This window comes from Actinoallomurus sp. NPDC050550 (genome assembly GCF_040655075.1).
GTDB lineage: Bacteria > Actinomycetota > Actinomycetes > Streptosporangiales > Streptosporangiaceae > Actinoallomurus.
The window spans coordinates 46,380-67,833 of record NZ_JBFAJC010000054.1; the positions used below are offsets into that span (position 1 = coordinate 46,380).

The window sequence follows — 21,454 nt, forward strand, 5'->3', positions numbered from 1 at the left end:
CCCGCTCCGTTTGCGCGGTTTGCTGCGCAACTCAATCACCGCGTAATCACCCCCAGCGCCAATCGCCATATGCCATGCGTCAGCGGCGCGCATGCCGTAACTCGATGCCGTCGAACCCTGCCTTCACCAGTCGGGAACCTGGGCAGGGCGCGACATTCATCCCGAACCCGCCACAAGTTAACGACTCACGGAAACAACACAGAGTCAGTATGGTCATCCCAAGCACCCACCGAACACAATACTGTACCGCGTGTGCGCCAAGAGTAAGATCGGAGGAAATCGGGGGATGAATGCGCGGAACGTGTTAGCGTTGCGCCGCGTGCGGAGCATAAGAACCCGGCAGAGTCACTCGCGGCGCGCGGCCGGTCGGCGCCGATGGCTGCGGCCACGCTGGGTGGTAGCCGTCATCGCCAGTGCGGCTGTCGCGGTGGCCGCGCTCCTGGTCGCAAACAGTGGCTCCGCCCGTACCCTTCCGCGCGCATTGACCTCGGATCAGGCGAACCGTCTGGCGATCACGCGGTTCCGCAACTACCAGGCGGGCGGCCGCGCCGTGACGATCACCGTGCCGGGCACCGCCGGCAGGCTGATCATCACCGGATCCATCGACTACCGCGGCAAGCTCGGTTACGGCGCGGTGCACGGCACCGGGCGCGATACGTCCAGCAACGGGCTGATCGAGTGGACGGCCACCACCGTGTTCGTCCACCCGATGGCGGACGCCCCGGGGGACGCACCGGCATCGCCGCCAGGGTCGGGTTGGTACGGCCGTCCGCTGCGAACGTCCGGCAGTTCGCTGGACAGTTCGCTGGCCATTGCGCTGAGTCTCGGTAGCGACCGGCCGGACAATGCCGAACTACTGCCACAGAACGGTGCCGTCTGGGTTGGGCAGGGCCGGTCTAACGGCCATCAGGTGGACGTCATGACCGGGCCGAGCGCCCGTGCCACGTCCGGCACGGCGGGTTCCGTGCGCTACTGGATCGGCTCGGACGGCACCATGTACCGGGTTCGCATCGGCGTGGCTTCCGAATCGCAGCCTGTGGTCATCGATTTTGACACCCAGAAGTACGTTCCGGTCCGGCCGGTACCCGGAGTCACCCCGACGCGGTAACCGCCGCTCAGGATGTCTGCACACGCGCGCCTGCGGCGAGCAGTGACGCCGACGGCAGCGGGACGCCTGTCGTGTCCGGTAGGGCTGGAACGGCCGGAACAGCGGTGGCGCCCGTGGTGGTGGCGTTTGGGAACTGTGGCTGAGTGCCAGGCACCGCCACATTGGTGAACGGAATACCGCGAGGTGCCGGCGGCCTCGCCCACGTTCCGGACGGCGAGGACGACCGGGCGGGAAGCGGGCAGGACGCGGTTGTCGCGAGATGGGCTGGCACCGTGGTTCGTAGATCATTGCCGTGCAGGCAATTGCTCCGTCCCCGCGTGGCGGTGGGGAACGTCCAGCCGACGTCAACGCCGTTGGCGGCGAAGGTGTTGTCCAGGATCTGGTTGCCGTCCGGCGGTATGTCAGCGGTTGCGGTGATCACCAGCCCGGCGTTGCTGTTGTCGGCGATTCGGTTGCGGACGAACCGGTTGTCGGTGCCGCCATCGATGCCGACGCCGATGCCCCACCCGCCGTCGGCCTGTTCGGGGGTCGCCGTCTGCTGGTTGGCCGCGATCAGGTTGCCCGCGATGACGGCACCCTGCTGCGGGAGCAGCTTCTCCTGGTGGTCGGAGTCGGTGGTGAGTCCGACCCGGTTACCGACAAGGCGGTTACCGACCACGTACATGTCGCCACTGGCATTGGTGCCTTCGTAACCGACCGCGTTGAGTTCGGCAATGTTGTCCCGCACCACAACGTGACAGGGCCTGCACTGTCCGACGTAGATCCCCGAGTCGGCCCCGCCTGACGCGTACGAGTGCTCGATGACACCGTCCTGCGCGGAGAACGCGTAGATGCCGTACAGCCCGTTGCGGGTCGCGGTCACGTAGGAGACCAAGAACGATTTCAGGAAGGCGACGGGCTCATCGCCGGTGTCGTAGCCGCCCGACCGCCCCGGCAATCCGGCAACCGCCTTCGCCGAACCGGTGACCAGGACCCCATTCTGCGTGTTGTTCTCCACGGTCAGGTTCTCCACGGCTACCCCGGGAGCAGCGACGACGATGCCGTTCGGCTGCTGCAACCGCCCGTCGATGACGACCTTGTCCCGAGACTCGCCACGAAGAGTGATGCGAGCCGTGGATATCTTCACCGACTCGTGGTAAACGCCCGGCGCGACCAACACGAGATCACCGGGCTGAGCCAGAGACACCGCAGCCGAGATCGTCGGGGCGTCAGCCGGCACTTTGATCGTCACGTGCACACCGGACGGTCGTCGGCCGTGGCTCGATCCGTCATCGTCGGCGCCGCAGCCGACCAGTACGAGTGCCAGTGTGCCCAGCACGGCGGCCAACACCCGAGGACCGAAACGAGGCATGGCCGCATCCTGGCACGGACGTCGGCCGGATTCGGCGGCGTCAGGACGGATATGGCATTGTTCACACTGTGCGCTCACCCCACTCCCACCCGTCACGCCGCGCGTTCCTCAGTGCCACCGGCACCGTGGCGGCCGCCGGCCTCACCGCCGGGTGCGAATCGCGGTCCGCGCAGCCAGATCGGTCCGATGCCCCTGCGCCGACCCCGTCGGTGTCACCAACGGGCCGGTACCAGGCGGGCATCACGCTCCCGCGACCGGCCCAACCGAACCTGCTGGCCGTGGTGGCCGACGTCGATGATGTCGTGGCTGCCGGCCCGTTGCTGGCCGAACTCGGCCAGACCATCCGCACACTCACCTCGGGGACCGATACACGACTGCTGGGTCTGCTGCCGGGCGATCTCACCGTGACGATCGGGGTGGGCCCCCGACTGGTGCGTATGGTCGATCCTTCCCTGCCCGGCGCAGCAGACCTCCCACGATTCTCCCGCGAGCAGATCGCCCCACAGGCACGCGGCGGTGACCTGCTGATACAGATCTGCGCCAGCGACGCCTTGGTAATACCGATCGTCGCTGCCGCACTCCTGAACCAGGCTGGTGACCGGATACACGAACGCTGGCGGCAGTCCGGAGTCCGCGGTTCGAACGTTCCAGTGGATCAAGGTCTTACCGCGCCACGAAACCTGTTCGGTTTCATCGACGGCATCGTTGGCCCCCACACGACGGCCGAACAACAACGCCACCTATGGTTGGCCGGGCCGGCTCCGGTCGCCGGTGGCACCCTTGCCGTACTACGACGTATGGAACTCGACCTACCGCGGTTCGCCACGCTGTCCGTTGCCGACCAGGAGGCCGTCTTCGGCCGACACCGAGCCACTGGCGTGCCCCTCTCCGGTGGCACCATCGCCTCGGGCCCGGACCTCGGCGCCAAAACGCCGGACGGACGCTACCTCGTCCCGGCAGACGCCCACGTCCGCAGAGCGAACGCCAACGCGGTCGGCGTCGGCCTCATGCTCCGTCGCTCCTACAGTACCGACGAACCCGCCCCCGGCCTGCTCTTCATGAGCTTCCAGAACGACATACGAACATTCACCAACACCCTCACCAATATGGATAATTCCGACGCGCTGGTGAAATTCACGACCACGACCGCCAGCGGGACCTTCCTGATACTTCCCGGTTTCGACCAACAACACCCGCTTGGTGCCCAGCTCTTCCACTGAACAGGCCGACAACGGTTGCACGGCCGCTCCATCCGCTTCCGCTTCACCGCACTGTCGACGATCCGGGAACATCTCCGCGAGTACGGGGAGCAGCAGGCGTGTACCGCTCGAAAACCCGGTCCGGGCGCTGACCTGCAGGTACAGGGGGAGTAGACCGTTAAGCAGCTGTCCGGAAAACGCGGGGCGCATCAAACCCCGGTGGGGGTATCGGCGCGTGCACGGCGAACTGCTCGTACCTACTCCTGACCAGGTCATCCTGTGCGGAGCGCAGCCGCGCCGCGCCCGCCGTCACCGCAGCACGCGATCCGCCGCGATCGCGACGTGACCGAATCCCTGCCTCCGAGAGCGCGCCTTCGCTCTCGTGCACCACGCCCGTGGACGCAAGCTTCCGGTGCCGGGTCGTGCCAGCGTGGCACGGCCTGTTTCTCCAGCACGGTGGCCGGGCTGAGCGCATCGATCGCCGATCGGTCCAGGGCGGAGCGGTGCGCATGCGGCGGGTCTACACGACTCGCACAGGCGCTTTCCTGCTTCAGCCGGATGAAGCCGCCCGGCGGGCGTTCAGCTGGTCGAAGCCGACGGCTACAAGGATCAGTACGCCGATGCCGATCTGCAGGTAGAAGGCGTTGATGGCGAGCAGGTTGCCGCCGTTGTTGAGGACGCCCATGATCAGTGCGCCGGTCGCGGCGCCGATCGCGCTGCCCTTCGCTCCGAACAGGCTCGCGCCGCCGATGACGCAGGCGGCGATCGCGTTGAGCTCGAACCCGGTACCCGCGGTGGGGATGCCCGCGCCGAGGCGGGAGGTCAGCAGTATCCCGCCCAGGCCGGCGAGCAGGCCGGAGATCGCGTACACGGAGATCGTTACCGTGCGGACCGGGACACCGGCCAGACGGGCCGACTCGGGGTTCGAGCCGACGGCGTACACATAGCGTCCGAAGACGGTGCGGGTGAGCAGGAACCAGGCGACGACCGTGACGAGCACGGCGATGATCAGAAGGTTGGGGATGCCGAGGACGGTGCCGTTCGCGATGGTCTGAAAGCCGGTCGGCAGGCCCTGCACGGTCTTCGCATCGGTGATCACCAGGGTCGCACCACGGGCGATGCCGAGCATGCCGAGGGTCGCGATGAACGGCGGCAGCTTGGCGCGTGTGACGAGTAGGCCGTTGATCGCGCCGAGCACCGTGCCGAGCGCCACTCCCAGCAGCAACGCCACCAGGATCGGCATCCCACGGACCAGGAGTAGCGCGGTCACGCACCCGGACAGTCCAAGAACCGATCCGACGGACAGGTCGATGCCGGCGGTGAGGATGACCAGCAGCTCGCCGACCGCGATGATGCCGAAGATCGCGACCTGACGGGCGAGATTGGACAGGTTGCCCGCGGTGAGGAACTCATCACTCGTCAGCGTGAGGATGCCGACCGCGACGAGCAGCACGACGAGTCCGCCGCTCTCTCGGCCGGTGATGTCCCCGAGAGTGACGACCCGCCGCCGAGGCTGGGCCACAGCCGGCGCGGCGCCGCCCGTCCCCGAGGCGGCCGATGCCCCGCTCGTGATCGTCGTCGTGGGGATCGGCTCCCGCCAGATCAGTTTAGGAATCACGGTCGGCCTCCTCCGTACCGTCGTCGGCCACCGCATCCGCGGATGCCTTGCCTCCGTCACCGCTGGCCAGATGGAGCACGTCCTCCTCCGAGGCGGACCGGCCCAGCTCACCGGCGATCGCGCCGTCCCGCATGACGAGGATCCGGTCGGCGAGTCCGAGGAGCTCAGGCAGGTACGAGGAGACGATGACGATGCCCAGTCCTCGCGCGGCGAGGTCCCCGATGACCGTGTAGAGCTCGCCCTTGGCGCCGACGTCGATGCCTTTCGTCGGCTCGTCGAACATCAACACCTTCGGCTGGGTGAGCAGCCACCGGGCGAGGAGCACTTTCTGCTGGTTGCCACCCGAGAGCGTCGACACGGGTTGGTCGTATGAGCCGGCGCGCAGCCGCAGGCTGTCGAGCAGCCGGTCCGCCTCCTGGCTCTGTTCGCGTCCCGGCAGCAGGCCCCGGCGGGAGTCGCGGCGCAGGCTGGCGATGGTGACGTTCTCCCGAATCGACAGTTCCGGAAGCAGCCCGAGCACCTTGCGATCCTCGGTGAGCAGGCCGATGCCGGCGCTCATCATCGTGCGCGGGCCGCCCGGCCGCACGCGCCGTCCCTCGACCTCGACACGCCCCGCGGCTGTCGGGACGGCTCCGAAAACCGACAGCAGCAGGCCGCTGCGGCCGGAACCCAGCAGGCCACCGATGCCGACGATCTCGCCGGCCGCGACGTCGAGGTCGATGCTCGGCGACCGTTCGAAGCGACGCAGCCCACGGACTCGCAGCATCGGCATTCCCGCGTCCCGGTGGACCTCGGGGTACAGCGAGCTGACCTCCCGCCCGACCATCGCGGCGATGAGGCGGTCCTCGTCGTAGTCGCCGATCGGCCCGGACTCGGACAGGCCGCCGTCACGCAGAACGGTCACCCAGTCCCCGATCTCGAACATCTCCTCGAGGCGGTGGGTCACGTAGAGGATCGCGACTCCACGGTCGCGAAGTCGCAGGATGTGCTCCATGAGATGGGCGGACTCGGTCTCGGTGAGTGCGGTGGTCGGCTCGTCGAACACGATCACCTTGACGGCGTCGGCGGTCAGGACCTTGGCGATCTCCACGAGCTGGCGCGTGGCGGCCGGCAGCCGTTCGACGATCGCGTCCGGGCTGAGGTCCTGGAGCTCAACCTCGTCGAGCGCCGTCCGCGCCCGGCGGCGCAGGTCACCTCTGGCGAGGACGCCCGCGCGCGCCGGAAGCCGGCCCATGAACAGGTTCTCCGCCACCGACAGGTGCGGGAGCAGGCTCAGCTCCTGGTAGACGGCCTGTACACCGGCGGCGCGCATGTGCGCCGGTGTCGGCGCGGTGACCGGTTCGCCCTCGATCTCATAGCGACCGCCGTCCCGGCGAAGGGCGCCGGTGAGCACCCGGATCAGGGTCGACTTGCCGGCGCCGTTCTCCCCGGCCAGGCAGTGCACCTGACCGGGGACCAGCCGCAGCGAGACGTCTGTGAGCGCCTGGACCGGGCCGAACGACTTCGACACGTCGTGCAGCTCGGCCACCGGCGCGGGAGACGCGCTCATCAGCCCACCTTCGCGGTCGGGGGCTCGAGCAGCCGCTTCACGTCGGGCTCACGCATGTTCGTCTTGTCGACCACCACCGCGCCGGGGTCGATGTTGCGCGGCGGGATGCGGTCGACACTCGCCATCGCGGCTCCGAGCACTCCCTGGTAACCGAAGAAGTAGGGGTTCTGGACCACCAGGGCGTCGATCGCTCCGGTGGCCAGCGCAGCGTTCTCCTGAGGGTCGGAGTCGAACGCGACGACCGGGATCCGATCGACAGCACCGTTGTCCTTGATCGCCCGGGCCGCGCCGACTCCCGACGTGTTGTTGTCGGCGAACACTCCGAGCAGGTTCGGGTTGGCGGTGAGCGCGTCGTTCACCTGCGAGGCGGCGGTGTTGATGTCGTTGTTGTTGAAGCGCTGCAGGGACGCCTTGATGCCCGGGCAGTAGGTCGCGAGCCCCTGTTTGAAACCGGTGTCGCGCTCGACGAGCGACTGGATACCGGCCACCGATGATTCGATCATGATGACGCCGGTGGTCTTCTGCTGTGCCTGGAGCAGCTGGCACATGCGCTGCCCGCCCTGCGCGCCGGCCTTGATGTTGTCGGTTCCGATGAAGCCGTCCGACGGTCCGGTGATACGGCTGTCGACGGTGATGACCTTGATTCCCGCCTGACGTGCCCGGCCGATGACGGAGTTCAGCGCGCTCGACGAATTGGGCGCGATGACGATCCCCTTGACGCCGCGAGAGATGGAGTTCTCGACCAGCTGGACCTGCTCGTCGATGTTCGTCTCGGACGTCGGCGCGAACGCGCCCACGGCGAGACCGAAGTCGCCACCCGCCTGCTTGGCGCCGGCCAGCATGACCTGCCAGAAGGAGGAATCACTCGCCTTGATGATGACATCGATCTTCTTACCGCCGACCGCGCCGGCACCCTTGCCACCGCCTGAGGCGTCGGACGAGCCGATCGCCCGGCCGGCCACCACGCCGATGACGAGCGCGACCAAGGCGATGGCCGCGACGAGGGAGAGCGAGAAGACGGTACGCGACCGGGCCATGGCAGCCTCCCGAAAAAACCTCAGATCAGATTCTTGTCGGGGGCATCTCTGGCGGCTGCCGGGAAATTCATAATGAACGGTGGAACGCCGATCGCACGAAGATCATGAATACCGAACCCACCGCGACGGACTCGCGGATGGGAATCCGTAGCCGCATTCTCCGCACCTGACCCGTAGGCCTCGTGCGTTCCTCCCGTGACAATTCGAATACGTCCGGTCCCAGGCAGACGCCTGGAAGAGATGTCCTTTTCGAACTCTACCCCTCTGCGCCAGGCACGCCCGGATCCGGGAAGGGGAGAGAGCCATGATCGTTGTCTTCGGGGAGGCATTGATCGATCTGATGCCCGCAGACGACCCGGACCAGTGGCGGGCCATGCCGGGCGGCGGGCCTGCCAACACCGCGGTCGCGCTGGCACGGCTGGGCACACCTGTCGCGCTGGCATGCCGTCTTTCGAACGACGCCTTCGGTCGCCGCCTGCGCCGCCATCTTAAGGAGAACGGCGTCGATCTGTCGCTCGCGGTCAGCGCGACCGAGCCCAGTTCGCTCGCCGTCCTGGGCTTCGCCGGGCAAGGGGTGCCCGACTTCCGGTTCTACGTCCAGGGCACCGCCGACTGGCAGTGGACCGCGCATGAGCTGCCCGACCGGCTGCCGCCCGCCACCCGGGCCCTGCATTTCGGGACGCTGGCGAGCGTCCTGCCGCCGGGCGCGGAGGTGCTACTGGCGTGGGCGACAGGTCACGCGCACGCCACCGTCATCACCTACGACGTCAACGTGCGTCCGTCCCTCCTGCCGGACCGCCGGGCGTACCGCGACCGCATCGACGCCTGGCTGCGCATCGCCCACGTGGTCAAGGCCAGCAGCGACGACCTCCGCTGGCTCCATCCCGGCCGTGACCCTTTCGACGCGGCCCGTGACTGGATCGACCGGTACGGGAACCGCCTCATCCTGATCACCTTCGGCGCCCAGGGCGCCACAGCCGTGTCCGCGGACGGGTTTCCGGTCCATGTCCCCAGCGTCCCGGTCGACGTCGCCGACACGGTGGGAGCAGGCGATACGTTCACGGCGGGTGTGCTTCATTCGCTGTTCGCGCAGAACAGCCTCAACGTCGTCCCACCGACGGTGAGCACCAGCGCCATGGACCGCGCGCTGCGCTTCGGGTCGGCTGCCGCCGCCATCACGTGTACGCGTCCAGGGGCGCAACCGCCGGCCGCCGCCGCGGTCACCGACCTGCTCGCCCAGCTCGGCGACGCCGGTCCCGCGTGAACGGAACCGGCTCTGGCCGACGCCCGGGTAAGGCGCTCAGACAAGCGTCGACTGCATCAGTCCGGATGCCGCGCCGAAAGGCCCGGGGAGGGCGCGCCGTCGTCGAGCCAGCGGCCGATCTCACCCCGCTCATCTCGCAGGGCGTCCTCGATCACCATGGGGCGTACGCCTCCGGCATTCGCGGAGCGAAGTACCTGGTCACAGGCATGATCATCATCGTCCGCCTGGGGCGTGTTCCTCCCGGCCTCGTCCTCGATGCCGACGGCGGCGAGGATCTCCTCGGGCCTGCCGCTGTTCTTGCCCATGGCCGCCATCGCCAGCGCGGCCTTCGCCGAAGCCGTTGACGCCTTGGGCGGTATGACCAGCAACATGATGTGGTCTTGCGAGCCACGGGTCACGATTATCTTGTGGTTCACGTCGGCGAACCGTCCGACCCGCACGACGTGTCCGTCGACCGTGAGGCGGCGGGGGATGTCATCCCAGTCTCGAGCGTCGATACCGAGCCGCAGGATCGCGCCGACCCGTGCGTTCAGCGACGAGACGAGGAGCGGCAGTTCCGCGCCCGCGTCGCGCGAGCGTGGCCACCAGCCGCCGTCGAGGATTCCCTGGCGCCTCAATGCCGGATCCAGGCTCAGCCGCGACGCCAGCGGGATGTCAGGAGAAAGAAGGTCTGCTTGATCAACATGCGGTGCCATAACATCGGCCCCGTCCTCGGCCCGATAAAGGAACCGGATTCCGTACACCCAGGACGACGTCAACTTGGCTATCGGCGCACGAAGTGCCCTTGGTAGTTGTAGTTATACCCCGAAAATTCCGGACCGAACCGATGTGGTGCTTTGGTTCGCCACTTTTGGGCGCCGTGGGGCCCGTCGTCTGAAGCACCGGAATGCAGACCCACGGCGGCCACATCGGTCCGTCAGCCGGCCGATGGACGCACCATCGGCATGCTGTGGTCCATACCGGTGATGCGCAGTAGCCGGGACATGTTCCTACTGGGCGCGGTCAGGGCGAGGGTGATCCCCATCGATCTGGCGCGGTTTTGGACGCCGGCCAGGACGCTCAGGCCCCTGGCGTCGCAGAAGGTCACGCCGGACAGGTCAAGGATGAGCAGGCTCCTGCTATGCAGAAGGGCGCTCAGCAAAGCCTCACGCAGGGCAGGGCCGGTGAGGAAGTCGATATCCCCGACCAACTGGATGGTCGTCGGGGCCGACGGGTCGGCTCTGCCGAATGGGGCGGTGTCGATGATGGTCATTTCCGGCCTCCGATCCGATCGAAGAAGGGTGACGGGTGCCTGGCAGCCGGGTGCCGCCGGTTCCGGGTACGTACGGTTCGAGTCGCCGCCGATGTGCGGTTCAGGAAGCGGTGTGCCCTGTGGCCGTCGCCGCGGTTCGCTGTGTTGTTCTCAGCACCGGTCGGCCCGCCAGGTTCCGGCGCGCCAGGGGCTGACTGAGCGGATGGTGGGCGATGGTGGTGAGGGAATGGTCAACGGTGCCCGCGAAGCCGGGGGCGAACCTGGCCGCGGCCGGACCGCCTGTGTTGTCCGACGGCATGATCAACAGGTTGACTGCATCGGCCCCAGCGAACATCAGCGTGATGAGGCGGGGGTCGGTGCCGTGGCGCCGGCCCACTTCGATCTGACGTCCCCGGGCCGGAATGCGGCCGGGGATCTGGTCCCAGGCGTCGGTGTGCAAGCAGACGCGTAGCGTGGTCCGGCCCAGCCGTTGATCGACAGCGGCGATGAGGCCGGGTAGTTCTGCCGCGGCGTCATGGGAGTGGGGCCACCACGCCCCATCCAGCGGGCCCCGCCCGGAAAGGACAGGGTCCAACCTGAGTCTCACCGGAGAGTCGGCTCTGGGGAGTGCACTGGCGACGGCGCTGAGCGGTGTGTGGTGAGAAAGCAATGTCGGCGTGTGGTGAGAAAGCAGTGTCGGCGTCATGATCGCCTGGCCTGTCCCGGGCCCCCGAAAGGTCCAGTCACACTGTATCGCCGGGGGCGACGCCGACCTGACCGCCAACGCACGAAAAGTCCTCGGTAATTAAAGGCTACCCACAGGTTCTGTAATCACTCGATTCGGGAGGTAAAGACCGCATTGAGCACACGTTCGCGGCCTGACGGCGTCTGCGCCGCGCCGGCCTCACGAGGGAGGGGCGTGGGTTCGGCCGGGTGCCGATCCGTCCTGGGGGTGGTTGGAGGTCGGCGGGGCGCTGTCATCGGGTCGGCCGCGACGGATGCGCACCGCACCGGGATGTGCGCGCTCTTCGGGGTGCGCGCGGACGCGCAGCACGCTGGCGATCGTGGTGACGATGAGGATGAACAAGATGAGGGCGAGCGAGAATGAGGTGGGGATCTTTGGGACGGACTCGGTGACGTCCTCATGCAGGAACAGCAGGATGAGCTTGACCCCGATAAGGGCCAGGATCAGCGAGAGCCCGATGGCGAGATAGACCAGTCGTTCCAGCAGCCCTTCGATGAGGAAGAACAGCGCGCGCAGGCCGAGCAGAGCGAAGGCGTTCGCGGCGAACACGATGAACGGTTTGTTGGTCACCCCGAAAACTGCGGGGATGGAGTCCAGGGCGAACAGCAGGTCGGTGCTGCCGATGGCGACGAACACCAGTAGCACCGGGGTCATCACCCTCCGCCCGTCCTCGACGGCGAGCATCCGGCCACCGTGGTAGCCGACGGCGACGGGCATGATCGATCGTGCCCGGCGCACCAGCCACGTGTCCTCCACGTCGGGTTCCTCGTTGCGGTGGCGGATCAATTGCACCGCTGTCCACAGCAGCACCAGGCCGAACAGCAGGAAGGTGAAGGAGAACAGACTGATCGCGGCCGTCCCGATCGCGATGAACACCGCGCGCAGGCACAGCGCGAACGCGATGCCGTACAGCAGGATCTTGTGCCGGTACTCGGCCGGTACCGCGAAGCGAGTGAAGGTGATCGAGAAGATGAACAGATTGTCGATCGACAGGCTTTTCTCCACCACCCAGCCCGCGAAGTACTCGGTGCCCGCCTGCGCGCCTGCCACCGCCCACAGGATCAGCCCGAATCCGACCGCGACGGCGATGTAGAACACCGACCACACGGTGGCCTCGACCAGCCCGACGGCGTGCGGGCGGCGCACCGCCACAAGGAGGTCGAACGTGAAAAGCGCGACGATCAGGCCGATCAGCACGGCCCAGGCCTGTACGGCGAAGCCGTTCACCGTCCACCACCTCCTTCACCTGCCGTCCAGGCCGCTTCCCTCTAGGTGGTCGACGGTGCCCCCGCGCCATTCGACCAGGAAGAGGGTCGCGTCGTCGGTGGTGGTCCCGCCACGTTCTCGCATCAGCGCGTGGGACAGGGCCCGCACCATCTCCTGCACACCCTGACTGACGCGCCCAGTGCTCTCGACGAAGTCGATCAGGCGTTCCTCGCCGAACTGCTCCCCACCGGTCTTGTGCTCCTCGACGAGACCGTCGGTGAAGAACAGGACCCGGTCGTCGGGGCGGAGCATTTGCTCGCTGATCAGCGGCTGGGCGCCCCCGAATCCGACCGGCAAGGTTCCGGGGCTCTCCAGCCTCTGGATCACCTGGTGGTCGCGGATCAGCAGCGGTGCGGGATGCCCGGCGTTGACCCATTGCAGGTACCCCGTTGTGATGTTCAGGCGCATCATTTGCGCCGTGACGAATTGGTCGGGCCCGAACTGCTTGTCGATGGACGTGTCCATGAACGCGTACAGTTCTGCGAGCCCGATGTCGGCGCGTCTGGCGTGTCGGTAGGCGCCGATGGCGACGGTGGCCAGCACGGCGGCGTTCAGGCCGTGGCCCATCGCGTCGATGACGGCCAGGTGCATGATGTCGTCGTTGAGGGCGTAGTCGAAGCTGTCGCCGGCGACGTCGTAGGCGGGTTCGAGGATGCCGGCCACCGAGACCTGCGGAGTGACCATGGTCAGCGGGGGCAGTAGCGACCACTGGATCTCCGCGGCCACGCTCATCCGCTCGCGGCGCCGGGCCCGGAGGAACCGATCGGTGTAGCTGCTCTTGGTCACCAGCATGTCGGCCACCAGGCCGGCCAGTCGCCGTAGCAACAACCGGTCATCGTCATTGACGGTGTCAAGGGTGATCGTCATGACCCCCACTTCGTCGCTGCCGTTCAGGAGCGGCAGGAAAATTCGTACGCCGTCGGCCAGCGGCTGTTCGATGGGGGTCGCGTGCAGGAAAGCCCGGCCGGCCGGGGAGCCATCGATCCTCTCAGCGGCACCCACCGTGAGCCCTTTCCCAGGGAGAGGCGCGAGTATCAGCTGGTCATAGTCCTGCAAGAGGATCGAGATGTCCCGGCCGCCGATTCTGGCGACCTCTTCCGCGACCAGCGGGGCGATCAAGTGGGGCGGCATCTCGCGAGTCCGGTCCAGCAGCACACCCAGCAGCCGCTCACCGAACCCTTCCGAGCGGTCCACCGTGATCTTGCGAGATTCCAGCTCATTCTTCATTTCCCGCACCAGCCTTTGTCCTTAGCGTCTCTCGGAGTCCCGGCTTAGCGAACGCTACAAAGGACGAGACATCGACACTCTCGATACCCCCAACCTATGCTCATCGAGTAACGCCGCTCTCTATACACAGTCCACCTGTCGATAAATCAAAACGGGGCGTGTCCGTGATTTCGTGTAAGTCCTGGTTCTACTGAATGGTGAGGCGGTCTTCGAAGTACAGCGCGAAGGCGTTCAACACTGTCTTCCAGTGTGGCGCGACATGGTTGCGATCGCGGGTCTTCGGCTCGATCAGCTCGGTCACCGCCAGGTAGAGCACCTTGAGCGCGGCTTGTTCGGTCGGGAAATGGCCCCGGTTGCGGGTGACCTTGCGCAGCCGGGCGTTGATGGACTAGATCACGTTCGTGCTGTAGATCACCTTCCTGATCTCCGGCGGGAACGCCAGATACGGGGTGAACTCGCTCCAGGCCGCCCGCCAGGACCGTTACACATCGTCGATACCGCGGGCCTTCAACTCACCCAGGATGGTCAGCCACTGCCGGGACCCCTCGCGGGGGTCCTTGCCGATCCACAGACCGAGAATGTGCTTGGCCCCGTCCAGGTCGACAGCGACCGCGACATGGACAGGCCGGGTTGACGACCTGCCCGTCCCTGATCTTGATCCACAGCGCGTCGATGTAGATGACCGGCCAGACGGGGCGGTCTCCAGCGGCCGGTTCTGCCATGCGGTGATCTCCTCGGCGACCGCGTCGGTCACCTTGGAGATCAGGTCTGGGCTGACCTCAACTCCGTAGAGTTCGGCCAGGTGGGAGCGGATGTCACGCACGCTCATCCCGCGTGCGTACAGCGACAGGACCTGTTCGTTGAATCCCTGCGGGCGCTCTTGGGCACGATCTTCGGGGTGAAGTCCCCGTTGCGGTCCCTGGGAACGTCGACCTCGACGGCGCCGATGCCGGTCAGGACCTTCTTGCCCGAGGTGCCGTTGCGGGAGTTGCCGTTGGGAGGGCGGTCACCGCGCCGAGGCCGGTCGCCCTGAAGCCGATGACGGCAGCCTGAAGCCTGCGGCGGTGGCCGCCGGTTGCTCCGACGAGTTGCAGGGCGTGCAGTACCGAGCAGTAGCCTGCTGGTGGATGGGGAGCCGCTTCTCGTTCTCCTTGCGCGACCGTGACACGACTCCGAGAGTGAGCCGGTCCACGCGCGTGGCTAGCGTCGCCCTGGTCGTGTGATCCGCCGCCACGCTGCCGGCCCGAATGCGGCCGCACCCGCTATCGCGCCGGCGACCGCCTTGGGGTTTCGGCGTGCCCAGGCTGCGACTTTCCCGGTCAGACGGCGGGTTCGCGTGATGGCACCGCCAGAAATCTGCCGCACCCGTACAGGGGCCGAGCGCCGCGTCCTGGCCGCCACATCGGTGACGTGCCGTGTTCCGTCTCGAAGGGCTTCGCCCGCCTCGGCGGCGCGTTGCCGAGCGCGGGCGCCGGTGCCGGGCTTCGTCTGCTGGGCCTCTGTCGTGGCGTCGGCCCGGGACGTAACGGCCGTGTCCGCCTCCGCGGACGTGCCGTCGGTCTGGGAGGGGGCGGATCGTTTCGCGGTCATCGCGGTGTGCCCTTCTTTCAACGCCATGCTCGTGGGAAGCGGCGACGTTCTGTATCGGCTCGCCGACCGGCGAGCCGATTCATTCAGCTGATGGGTTCGGGTTTTTCGGTCAGGAGGGGCGCCGGGGCGGCGGGAATCACTGGGGTCGCCGCCTGCCGCAGGTCGAGACGAGGAGTCTCGGCAGGCGCATGCGCCGTGCCGGTGCCGTCAGGCCCGGGCCCTGGCCCGAGGCGGTCGAAGAAGCGGAGCAGTTCGACGGGGACGGGCATGACGAGTGTGCTGTTCTTCTCCGCGGCGACTTCGACGACGGTCTGCAGGAGTCGCAGTTGCAGGGCGGCGGGATCGGCGGCCATGGTGGCGGCGGCTTGGGCGAGCTTTGTCGAGGCCTGGAATTCGCCATCGGCCGTGATGACACGGGCGCGGCGTTCGCGTTCGGCTTCGGCCTGGCGGGACATGGAGCGTTTCATCGCTTCGGGCAGTGCCACGTCTTTGAGCTCGACCCGTTCGACCTTGATCCCCCAGGGCAGCTCGGTGGGGCCGTCGATGATCGCGGTGAGTTCGGAGTTCAGCCGGTCGCGCTGGGACAGCAGGGCGTCCAGGTCGGCGCGGCCGATGACCGAGCGCAGTGAGGTCTGGGCGACTTGGGAGACGGCGAAGGGATAGTTCTGCACGTTCACGATGGCCTTGACGGCGTCGACGACCCGGAAGTAGACGACCGCATCGACGCGAACGCTGACGTTGTCCTCGGTGATGCCGTCTTGGGCGGGGACGCTCATGGTGATGACCTGGACATTCACCTTACGGAGCCGGTCCACGATCGGTGCGATGAACGTGAGTCCCGGCGGCCGCACGCCGCCTTGGACCCGTCCCAGCCGGAACACGACGCCGCGCTCGTACTGCTGCACGACCCGCACCGACAGCATCAGGGCCGACAGTGCCACGGCGACAAGGGCGACGGCGACGGTGATGAGGGTGGTGTCCATGCCATCAGCCAACCGCCATGTCCTTGGCACGGAAACCAGGAACCTGAGCAGGGCTCATCACGTCAGCTGATGACCGGCCGCCGACTCGGCGTTTCAGCCGGCGGTCCGGTCGGGTACCGCCAGCCAGCCCAATCGGTGCGACATCGCCCGCGCGCAGGTGATGATGGCGCGTACGTGATCGGAGGTGTCGGTCGCCCGCCAGAGGATCGACCACGGGTAATGAGACACCGGTTCGATCAGCGGCCGCCAGATCGTTCCGGGGAGGGCGGAGATACAGGAGGAGGGCACGCAGTACAGGCATCGTCCTGCTGCGACCAGAGCAGCGGCGGCGCGGATGCTCTCCACGGTGCCTTCGTACACGGCGGGCGTGAATCCCGCCGACCGGCACATCTCAACCACGAACTGGTTGAACTCCGGCGCCTGCACGTCCTCGGCGAGCAGCAGAGGCTCTTGGGCGAGCGTTGCGACCGGCACACCGTCCAAAGACGTGAATCGGTGACCGTCGGGGACCAGTACGCCCAGCGGATCCTTGCGGAACAGGTGTGAGGCCACCCCGGGTGGGGCGAGTGCGGCACGGCCGATGCCCACGTCCATGCGGCCGTCGAGGAGCTGCTGGTACTGCTCGGGCACACCGGCCTCGACCTGGTGAATCACCAGATCGGGATATCTGGCCTGGACCTCGTGCAGGATCTGCGGCATCGAGTCGTAGCTCGCATCGATGATGCCGACGCGCAGGCTGGGAGATGTTCCGGCCGTGCTGCGGGCGACCTGCGCCGCCCGGTCGACGTGAGCGAGGATCTGCCGGGCCTCGACCAGGAACGCCGCTCCCGCCGCCGTCAGCCCGACGTGGTGGGTGCTGCGCTCCAGCAGGCGTACTTCCAGCTCGCGCTCCAGCCGCTGCAACTGCTGACTCAACGCCGACTGGACGATGTGCTCCCGCGCGGCCGCCCGGCCGAAATGCAACTCTTCGGCCAGCGTCACGAAGTAGCGAAGCTGGCGAAGCTCCATGCCCGCCACCTCCCCACCCACCGCCGGAATTCACCTGCCGCCAGGGCCCCGCGCAACCGGTTTCCCGGGCGCCGGGCCGCGCGCATCATGTACAGGCTCGCACGCGGCACAGGTGGTAATCCAGACCTGTGATGAGGCTCCCCGTCGGTCAGCTTCATCGCACGGGTCCGGAGGGGTTGCCCGTTGTCCGCCACAGGCGGCGCTCGCCCTGGTGATCAGGACAGGTGATGAGGCTTGCTCGGGTTGCGGGTTTCCGCCCGGCCCTGATGCGGGTGGACTGGGAGTGAATCATCCCGGTATGGCACCGCGCAGGTTCCGGAGGGAGGGAGCGCAGATGAGTGCGGATGGGGCCGGCATGGCGCTCGATGCGCGAGGCGTCAGCTTGAACGGGTCGGCACCCCGATGTGAGCATCTCGATGCGCTGGTGCCGGTGTCCCCCAACTCGAGCACGTGCCGGGAATGCCGAGCCGCCGGTGAGCGCTGGGCCGGCCTTGTGGCGTGCCTGACGTGCGGTTGGGTGGCGTGCTCGGATGACTCGCCCCGTCGGCACGCGCTCGCGCACTACGAAGAGACCGACCATCCGGTGGTACGCGCGTTGCAACCCGGGTCGACCTGGAGATGGTGCTACGTCCACCGGCGCGCCGTCTGAGCAGTCCACGCCCTGCCATCTCGTAACAGCCGAAGGAGCAAGCAGGATGGTCGTTGACGCCGTAAGACCGGGTGCACGCTCTCGCCGAGGGCCGCCCGCCGCCGGACGTGGGAGCGCGTATGCCGAGTTGTCCCGCCAGGTCAAGCGAGCGGGACTGCTCGATCGGCGGCCCGCCTATTACGCACTGAAGATCGCGGCGAATCTCACGCTGTTCGCTGCCGGGTGGGTCGTCTTCGCCCTGCTGGGGCGCTCCTGGTGGCAGCTGCTGGTCGCGGTCTTCCTCGCGGTGATGTTCACCCAGGTCGCCTTCGTCGGGCACGACGCCGGGCACAAGCAGATCTTCGGTTCGAAACGTGCGAACGACCTGCTCGGCCGCCTGCACGGTGGTCTGTTGGTCGGGCTGAGCTATGGCTGGTGGGTCGACAAGCACAATCGTCACCACGCTCACCCGAACCACGAAGGCCACGATCCCGACATCGCAGGCGGTGCGATCGCCTTCACCCAGGCCCACGCTCGCGTGCGCCGCGGACTCGGCGTCCTGCTGGCCAACTCGCAGGCCTACCTGTTCTTCCCGATGCTCCTGCTGGAAGGACTGAACCTGCACGTCGCAAGCGTCCGGGCGCTCCTGGGCCGCACTGGATCACCGAGGGCGAAACCGACCGAGGCGATCCTGCTGCTCATCCACGCGGCGGGCTATCTGGCGGCCCTGTTCATCGTGCTGTCTCCCTTCCAGGCCGTGTGCTTCCTGCTCGTGCAGCAGGGCCTGTTCGGCGTGTACATGGGATGCTCGTTCGCCCCGAACCACAAGGGCATGCCCATCCTGGGCGAGGACGAGAAGCTCGACTACCTGCGCCGCCAGGTACTGACCTCCCGTAACGTGCGCGGCGGTCGCTTCACCGACTTCGTACTCGGTGGCCTGAACTATCAGATCGAACACCACCTGTTCCCCAGCATGCCGCGTCCTAGCCTGCGGCGCGCCCAGGCGCTCGTACGTGCTCACTGCGAACAGCACGGCATCTCCTACACCGAGACCTCCCTCGCCCGTTCCTACGCCGAAGTGCTCCGCCACCTCCACACGGTCGGCAGCGCCGCTGGGCGGACCCGTATGGCCCCGGGCTCATGACCGGCGGATCACACCGGTGTGGCGTGAAAGCCTCAGGAGAAAGGAACGGACGATGTACAAGCGAATCCTCACCGCGATCGATTGGACGGCGAGTACGGAGGCCGTGCTGGACCAGACCCGGCACCTGGCGTCGCTGACCGGGGCGACGGTCCTCGTTCTGCATGTGCGGGCCACGGACTTCCCGTCCCTGCCGTCGATCCTGGGCGCCCTGGCAAGCCAGGCATTGGCCGGTGAACCGGCGGCGAGCGACGCGGGCAGCGTGGCGCAACGGATGGTCGATGACGCCGTCGCCGTCCTGTCCACGGCGGGTGTGCAGGCCGAGGGCCTGCTGCTGGAAAGTACACCGGGATACACGCCACGGGCCGTACTGGATCAGGCGCGGGAGACGGAGGTGGATCTGATCGTCCTAGGTCGCCGGCACCACGACGGACCGTCTGCGCTGTTCCGGTCCAACGTCGCCGACGAGGTGTCCCGGCACGCGGAGTGCCCGGTCCTCATCGTGCCCTGACACGCATGCTCCGAGCCGTCGGGGCCTTCTGGTCCCGTCTCGGGCCGCCATCTCCTTGGCCCTGCTCCGGTTCAGTGCCGGCGGTGAGGGTTCAGCGCCGACGGTGAGCACGGGTGTGCCGCGGCTCGCGCCAGATCTGGGCGGCCTTGGCGCCCTCGACTTGGCGGATCATGTCATTCCGAACTTCCGTCACGGCGGTACCCAGCCTGCGGGCGGCTGCGGTCGCCACCAGACGGGTTTGCCCGGCCACCCGGCATACCAGGGTCACTCGCGGATCGGCGCCATCGCGGTCCTTGATACTGAGGTGGAGTTCGACCGCTGTGTCGGCGAAGGAACGCAGCCGGGTCACGAGCGGCGCGAGACGGCGAGTCACCCATTTCGCCTCGGACTCGGCAAAGCCGGTTCCTAGGCGTGGTTGGCGGGCAAGAGTCTGCTGATGATGATTCATCTTGTCCTCATCTGTCGTTTCATTGCCGGATTGGTGACCAATTTGTCATTGCCAGATTGGTGACCAATTTGCTGTTTCTCGATTTCCGGCCCTGGCCGACCATCCGGTCAAGGCCCCTATCGATAACGGCCGTTAGTCGCGATGCCGACGGGCCAGGCGGTGTAGCTGGGAGATGCGCGCGGTGCCGATCATCAGCGTCACCGTCATCCCGGCGGCCATGGCTATCAACAGACCGACCGCCAGCGGCAGGGTTCCGTGCAACCAGAAAAAGGAGACCTGCGCGTCGCGTGTGTTCTGCAGGATGAACACGATGAACGCGACGAGCACGACTACCGCGGTCCATACGCCGACCCACGCCACGCTCGTCCGCGTGACCGGGACCGGTCGCATCTTTGGCGCAGGGCGTGCCGGCACCGGCGCGGAAGGCGACGAACACACGGGTGGTGCCGCCGTGGCAGGTTCAGCGTGCCGACTGGTGGATCCGTTACGGGAGTGATGGAAGAGGGGCATGACATCCCCTTCGGTAGGCCCGGCATGACAGGCAACCCCAAAAACCTGGATGTCATCGTTTCCGGATACTAAAAAGCATACACCCGAAATTACGGAAAATGCGGCCTTGCTTGGAGAATTCGAGCTGGGCTGCTGAGTTTTGAAATACGGCGCTGTCTCGTGCTTGAAAAAGACAACCGGCATCGAGGGGTGCGGTCTGCTGTGGGGCGTCCCGGATCTGTATGAAGAATCCCGAAAGGATCTTTCCGTCGGTGACGCGGGTTCAGGCTGAGCAGTACGGGAGAGCGGCTCTGCCGCCGGTGCCCGAACTTGCCGCGGCGGGGTCACGGTCGACCGAACCAGACAGCCATGATGGCGTCCTGTCAGGCCACTTGGACACGACCGGCCCGGTGTGCGCGGATCAGGAGCCGGAGGAGTAAGACGGCCCGACCCGGCCGTGTCATCCCGGATCGGAGATCCACCGATGCATCACAACACCGCCCGCGCCAGGCTGTTCAGCCGCCGGCTGCCCGGCCGCACCGTCATCGCGGTGCGCGGAGAGCTCGACATCGCGACCGCCGCGGCCCTCCGCTACCGCATCCTCACCCTGCTGAAGGACACGACCGCCCCACTCGTCACCATCGACCTGTCCGGCGTGTCCTTCTGCGACGCCTCCGGACTGGCCCTGCTCGTCGGAACACAACGCCGCGCGAGGCTGCACGGGATCACGATCAACCTCGCCGCACCCCGCCCCAATGTGAGCAAGCTGCTGCGGATCACCGGCCTCGATCAAGCCTTCATCATTCGCCCCTCCGTTCCCCGCGAGCACATCGACATGCGCACCGCTGCGTGAAGCGAAGCCCGCCGAATGACCGGCCAGGGCATCGTCACCGCGACGAGCTCATCGCCTAGGGTGATCATGCGGGCGTACGGCCTCGCATCCGGCGGCGGGGCACTCACCGCCTCACCGGTTCGCACTGATCAACGCCAGGATTCGGGGAACACCAGGATGCCGCTCACGTCACGTCCGCAGACGACCGCCGAGTTGTTGATGGAGCTCG

20 protein-coding genes and 1 pseudogene are annotated in these 21,454 nt (G+C 67.1%); 7 read left to right on the forward strand and 14 right to left on the reverse strand.

Features of this window, described 5'->3' with window-relative positions; translation table 11 throughout:
- Positions 1-427 precede the first annotated feature (427 nt).
- Positions 428-1,108, forward strand: coding sequence for a hypothetical protein (locus tag AB0I04_RS44125; protein WP_360898850.1), 681 nt, complete (start codon positions 428-430; stop codon positions 1,106-1,108).
- A gap of 7 nt (positions 1,109-1,115) precedes the next feature.
- On the opposite strand, the gene AB0I04_RS44130 is transcribed toward AB0I04_RS44125, so the two are convergent.
- Complete coding sequence (locus AB0I04_RS44130) at positions 1,116-2,438, reverse strand: right-handed parallel beta-helix repeat-containing protein (RefSeq protein WP_360898853.1); 1,323 nt, start codon at positions 2,436-2,438, stop codon at positions 1,116-1,118.
- A gap of 230 nt (positions 2,439-2,668) precedes the next feature.
- Here AB0I04_RS44130 and AB0I04_RS44135 point away from each other — a divergent pair, with 230 nt between their 5' ends.
- Entirely contained in the window at positions 2,669-3,679 is a 1,011-nt protein-coding gene (locus tag AB0I04_RS44135) for a Dyp-type peroxidase (protein WP_360898904.1), read from the forward strand.
- Between the two features lie 529 nt (positions 3,680-4,208).
- Here the strand turns inward: AB0I04_RS44135 and AB0I04_RS44140 are convergent.
- From AB0I04_RS44140 to AB0I04_RS44150, 3 genes are read right to left on the reverse strand one after another with little or no spacing between them, the layout of a single operon-like run.
- Positions 4,209-5,276 (reverse strand): ABC transporter permease, encoded by a 1,068-nt coding sequence (locus AB0I04_RS44140; RefSeq protein ID WP_360898856.1) that lies wholly within the window; start codon positions 5,274-5,276, stop codon positions 4,209-4,211.
- The gene (locus tag AB0I04_RS44145; RefSeq protein ID WP_360898859.1) at positions 5,266-6,825 is read right to left on the reverse strand and encodes a sugar ABC transporter ATP-binding protein; all 1,560 of its coding nucleotides are present in this window, start codon (positions 6,823-6,825) and stop codon (positions 5,266-5,268) included. Before AB0I04_RS44145 ends, AB0I04_RS44140 begins: the two co-directional genes overlap by 11 nt.
- Entirely contained in the window at positions 6,825-7,862 is a 1,038-nt protein-coding gene (locus AB0I04_RS44150) for an ABC transporter substrate-binding protein (RefSeq protein WP_360898862.1), read from the reverse strand. Before AB0I04_RS44150 ends, AB0I04_RS44145 begins: the two co-directional genes overlap by 1 nt.
- A gap of 304 nt (positions 7,863-8,166) precedes the next feature.
- On the opposite strand from AB0I04_RS44150, the gene AB0I04_RS44155 reads away from it, so the two are divergent.
- Positions 8,167-9,126 (forward strand): carbohydrate kinase, encoded by a 960-nt coding sequence (locus AB0I04_RS44155; protein WP_360898865.1) that lies wholly within the window; start codon positions 8,167-8,169, stop codon positions 9,124-9,126.
- A gap of 56 nt (positions 9,127-9,182) precedes the next feature.
- Here AB0I04_RS44155 and AB0I04_RS44160 read toward each other — a convergent pair whose 3' ends face one another.
- The 8 genes and pseudogenes from AB0I04_RS44160 to AB0I04_RS44195 all read right to left on the reverse strand — a co-directional run bounded on the left by AB0I04_RS44160 (position 9,183) and on the right by AB0I04_RS44195 (position 17,176).
- Complete coding sequence (locus AB0I04_RS44160; protein ID WP_360898868.1) at positions 9,183-9,821, reverse strand: DUF5994 family protein; 639 nt, start codon at positions 9,819-9,821, stop codon at positions 9,183-9,185.
- Positions 9,822-10,042: 221 nt separating this feature from the next.
- On the reverse strand, positions 10,043-10,378 hold the full coding sequence (locus AB0I04_RS44165) for an STAS domain-containing protein (protein WP_360898871.1): 336 nt from the start codon (positions 10,376-10,378) through the stop codon (positions 10,043-10,045).
- 100 nt (positions 10,379-10,478) lie between these two features.
- On the reverse strand, positions 10,479-11,063 hold the full coding sequence (locus AB0I04_RS44170) for a DUF5994 family protein (protein ID WP_360898874.1): 585 nt from the start codon (positions 11,061-11,063) through the stop codon (positions 10,479-10,481).
- 198 nt (positions 11,064-11,261) lie between these two features.
- The gene (locus AB0I04_RS44175; protein ID WP_360898877.1) at positions 11,262-12,329 is read right to left on the reverse strand and encodes a TerC family protein; all 1,068 of its coding nucleotides are present in this window, start codon (positions 12,327-12,329) and stop codon (positions 11,262-11,264) included.
- A gap of 15 nt (positions 12,330-12,344) precedes the next feature.
- Positions 12,345-13,595: a PP2C family protein-serine/threonine phosphatase gene (locus AB0I04_RS44180; protein ID WP_360898880.1), complete on the reverse strand. Its 1,251-nt coding sequence runs from the start codon at positions 13,593-13,595 to the stop codon at positions 12,345-12,347.
- A gap of 481 nt (positions 13,596-14,076) precedes the next feature.
- Positions 14,077-14,708 (reverse strand): annotated as a pseudogene (locus AB0I04_RS44185) (transposase).
- Between the two features lie 560 nt (positions 14,709-15,268).
- Positions 15,269-16,168, reverse strand: coding sequence for an SPFH domain-containing protein (locus AB0I04_RS44190; RefSeq protein ID WP_360898883.1), 900 nt, complete (start codon positions 16,166-16,168; stop codon positions 15,269-15,271).
- A 93-nt stretch (positions 16,169-16,261) separates the two neighbouring features.
- Positions 16,262-17,176: a LysR substrate-binding domain-containing protein gene (locus AB0I04_RS44195; RefSeq protein WP_360898886.1), complete on the reverse strand. Its 915-nt coding sequence runs from the start codon at positions 17,174-17,176 to the stop codon at positions 16,262-16,264.
- Positions 17,177-17,531: 355 nt separating this feature from the next.
- On the opposite strand from AB0I04_RS44195, the gene AB0I04_RS44200 reads away from it, so the two are divergent.
- The 3 genes from AB0I04_RS44200 to AB0I04_RS44210 are packed head-to-tail and all read left to right on the forward strand — an operon-like array spanning position 17,532 to position 19,456.
- Positions 17,532-17,825: a UBP-type zinc finger domain-containing protein gene (locus tag AB0I04_RS44200; RefSeq protein WP_360898907.1), complete on the forward strand. Its 294-nt coding sequence runs from the start codon at positions 17,532-17,534 to the stop codon at positions 17,823-17,825.
- Between the two features lie 46 nt (positions 17,826-17,871).
- Positions 17,872-18,948, forward strand: a complete 1,077-nt coding sequence (locus AB0I04_RS44205; protein WP_360898889.1) for an acyl-CoA desaturase — start codon at positions 17,872-17,874, stop codon at positions 18,946-18,948.
- 52 nt (positions 18,949-19,000) lie between these two features.
- The gene (locus AB0I04_RS44210) at positions 19,001-19,456 is read left to right on the forward strand and encodes a universal stress protein (protein ID WP_360898892.1); all 456 of its coding nucleotides are present in this window, start codon (positions 19,001-19,003) and stop codon (positions 19,454-19,456) included.
- A 91-nt stretch (positions 19,457-19,547) separates the two neighbouring features.
- On the opposite strand, the gene AB0I04_RS44215 is transcribed toward AB0I04_RS44210, so the two are convergent.
- Both AB0I04_RS44215 and AB0I04_RS44220 read right to left on the reverse strand, forming a co-directional pair.
- On the reverse strand, positions 19,548-19,904 hold the full coding sequence (locus AB0I04_RS44215; protein ID WP_360898895.1) for a hypothetical protein: 357 nt from the start codon (positions 19,902-19,904) through the stop codon (positions 19,548-19,550).
- Positions 19,905-20,036: 132 nt separating this feature from the next.
- Positions 20,037-20,231: a lipopolysaccharide assembly protein LapA domain-containing protein gene (locus AB0I04_RS44220; RefSeq protein ID WP_360898898.1), complete on the reverse strand. Its 195-nt coding sequence runs from the start codon at positions 20,229-20,231 to the stop codon at positions 20,037-20,039.
- Positions 20,232-20,877: 646 nt separating this feature from the next.
- On the opposite strand from AB0I04_RS44220, the gene AB0I04_RS44225 reads away from it, so the two are divergent.
- Positions 20,878-21,246 carry an STAS domain-containing protein gene (locus AB0I04_RS44225; protein WP_360898901.1) on the forward strand — a complete coding sequence of 123 codons (369 nt, stop codon included), beginning with the start codon at positions 20,878-20,880 and terminating at the stop codon, positions 21,244-21,246.
- Positions 21,247-21,454 lie beyond the last annotated feature (208 nt).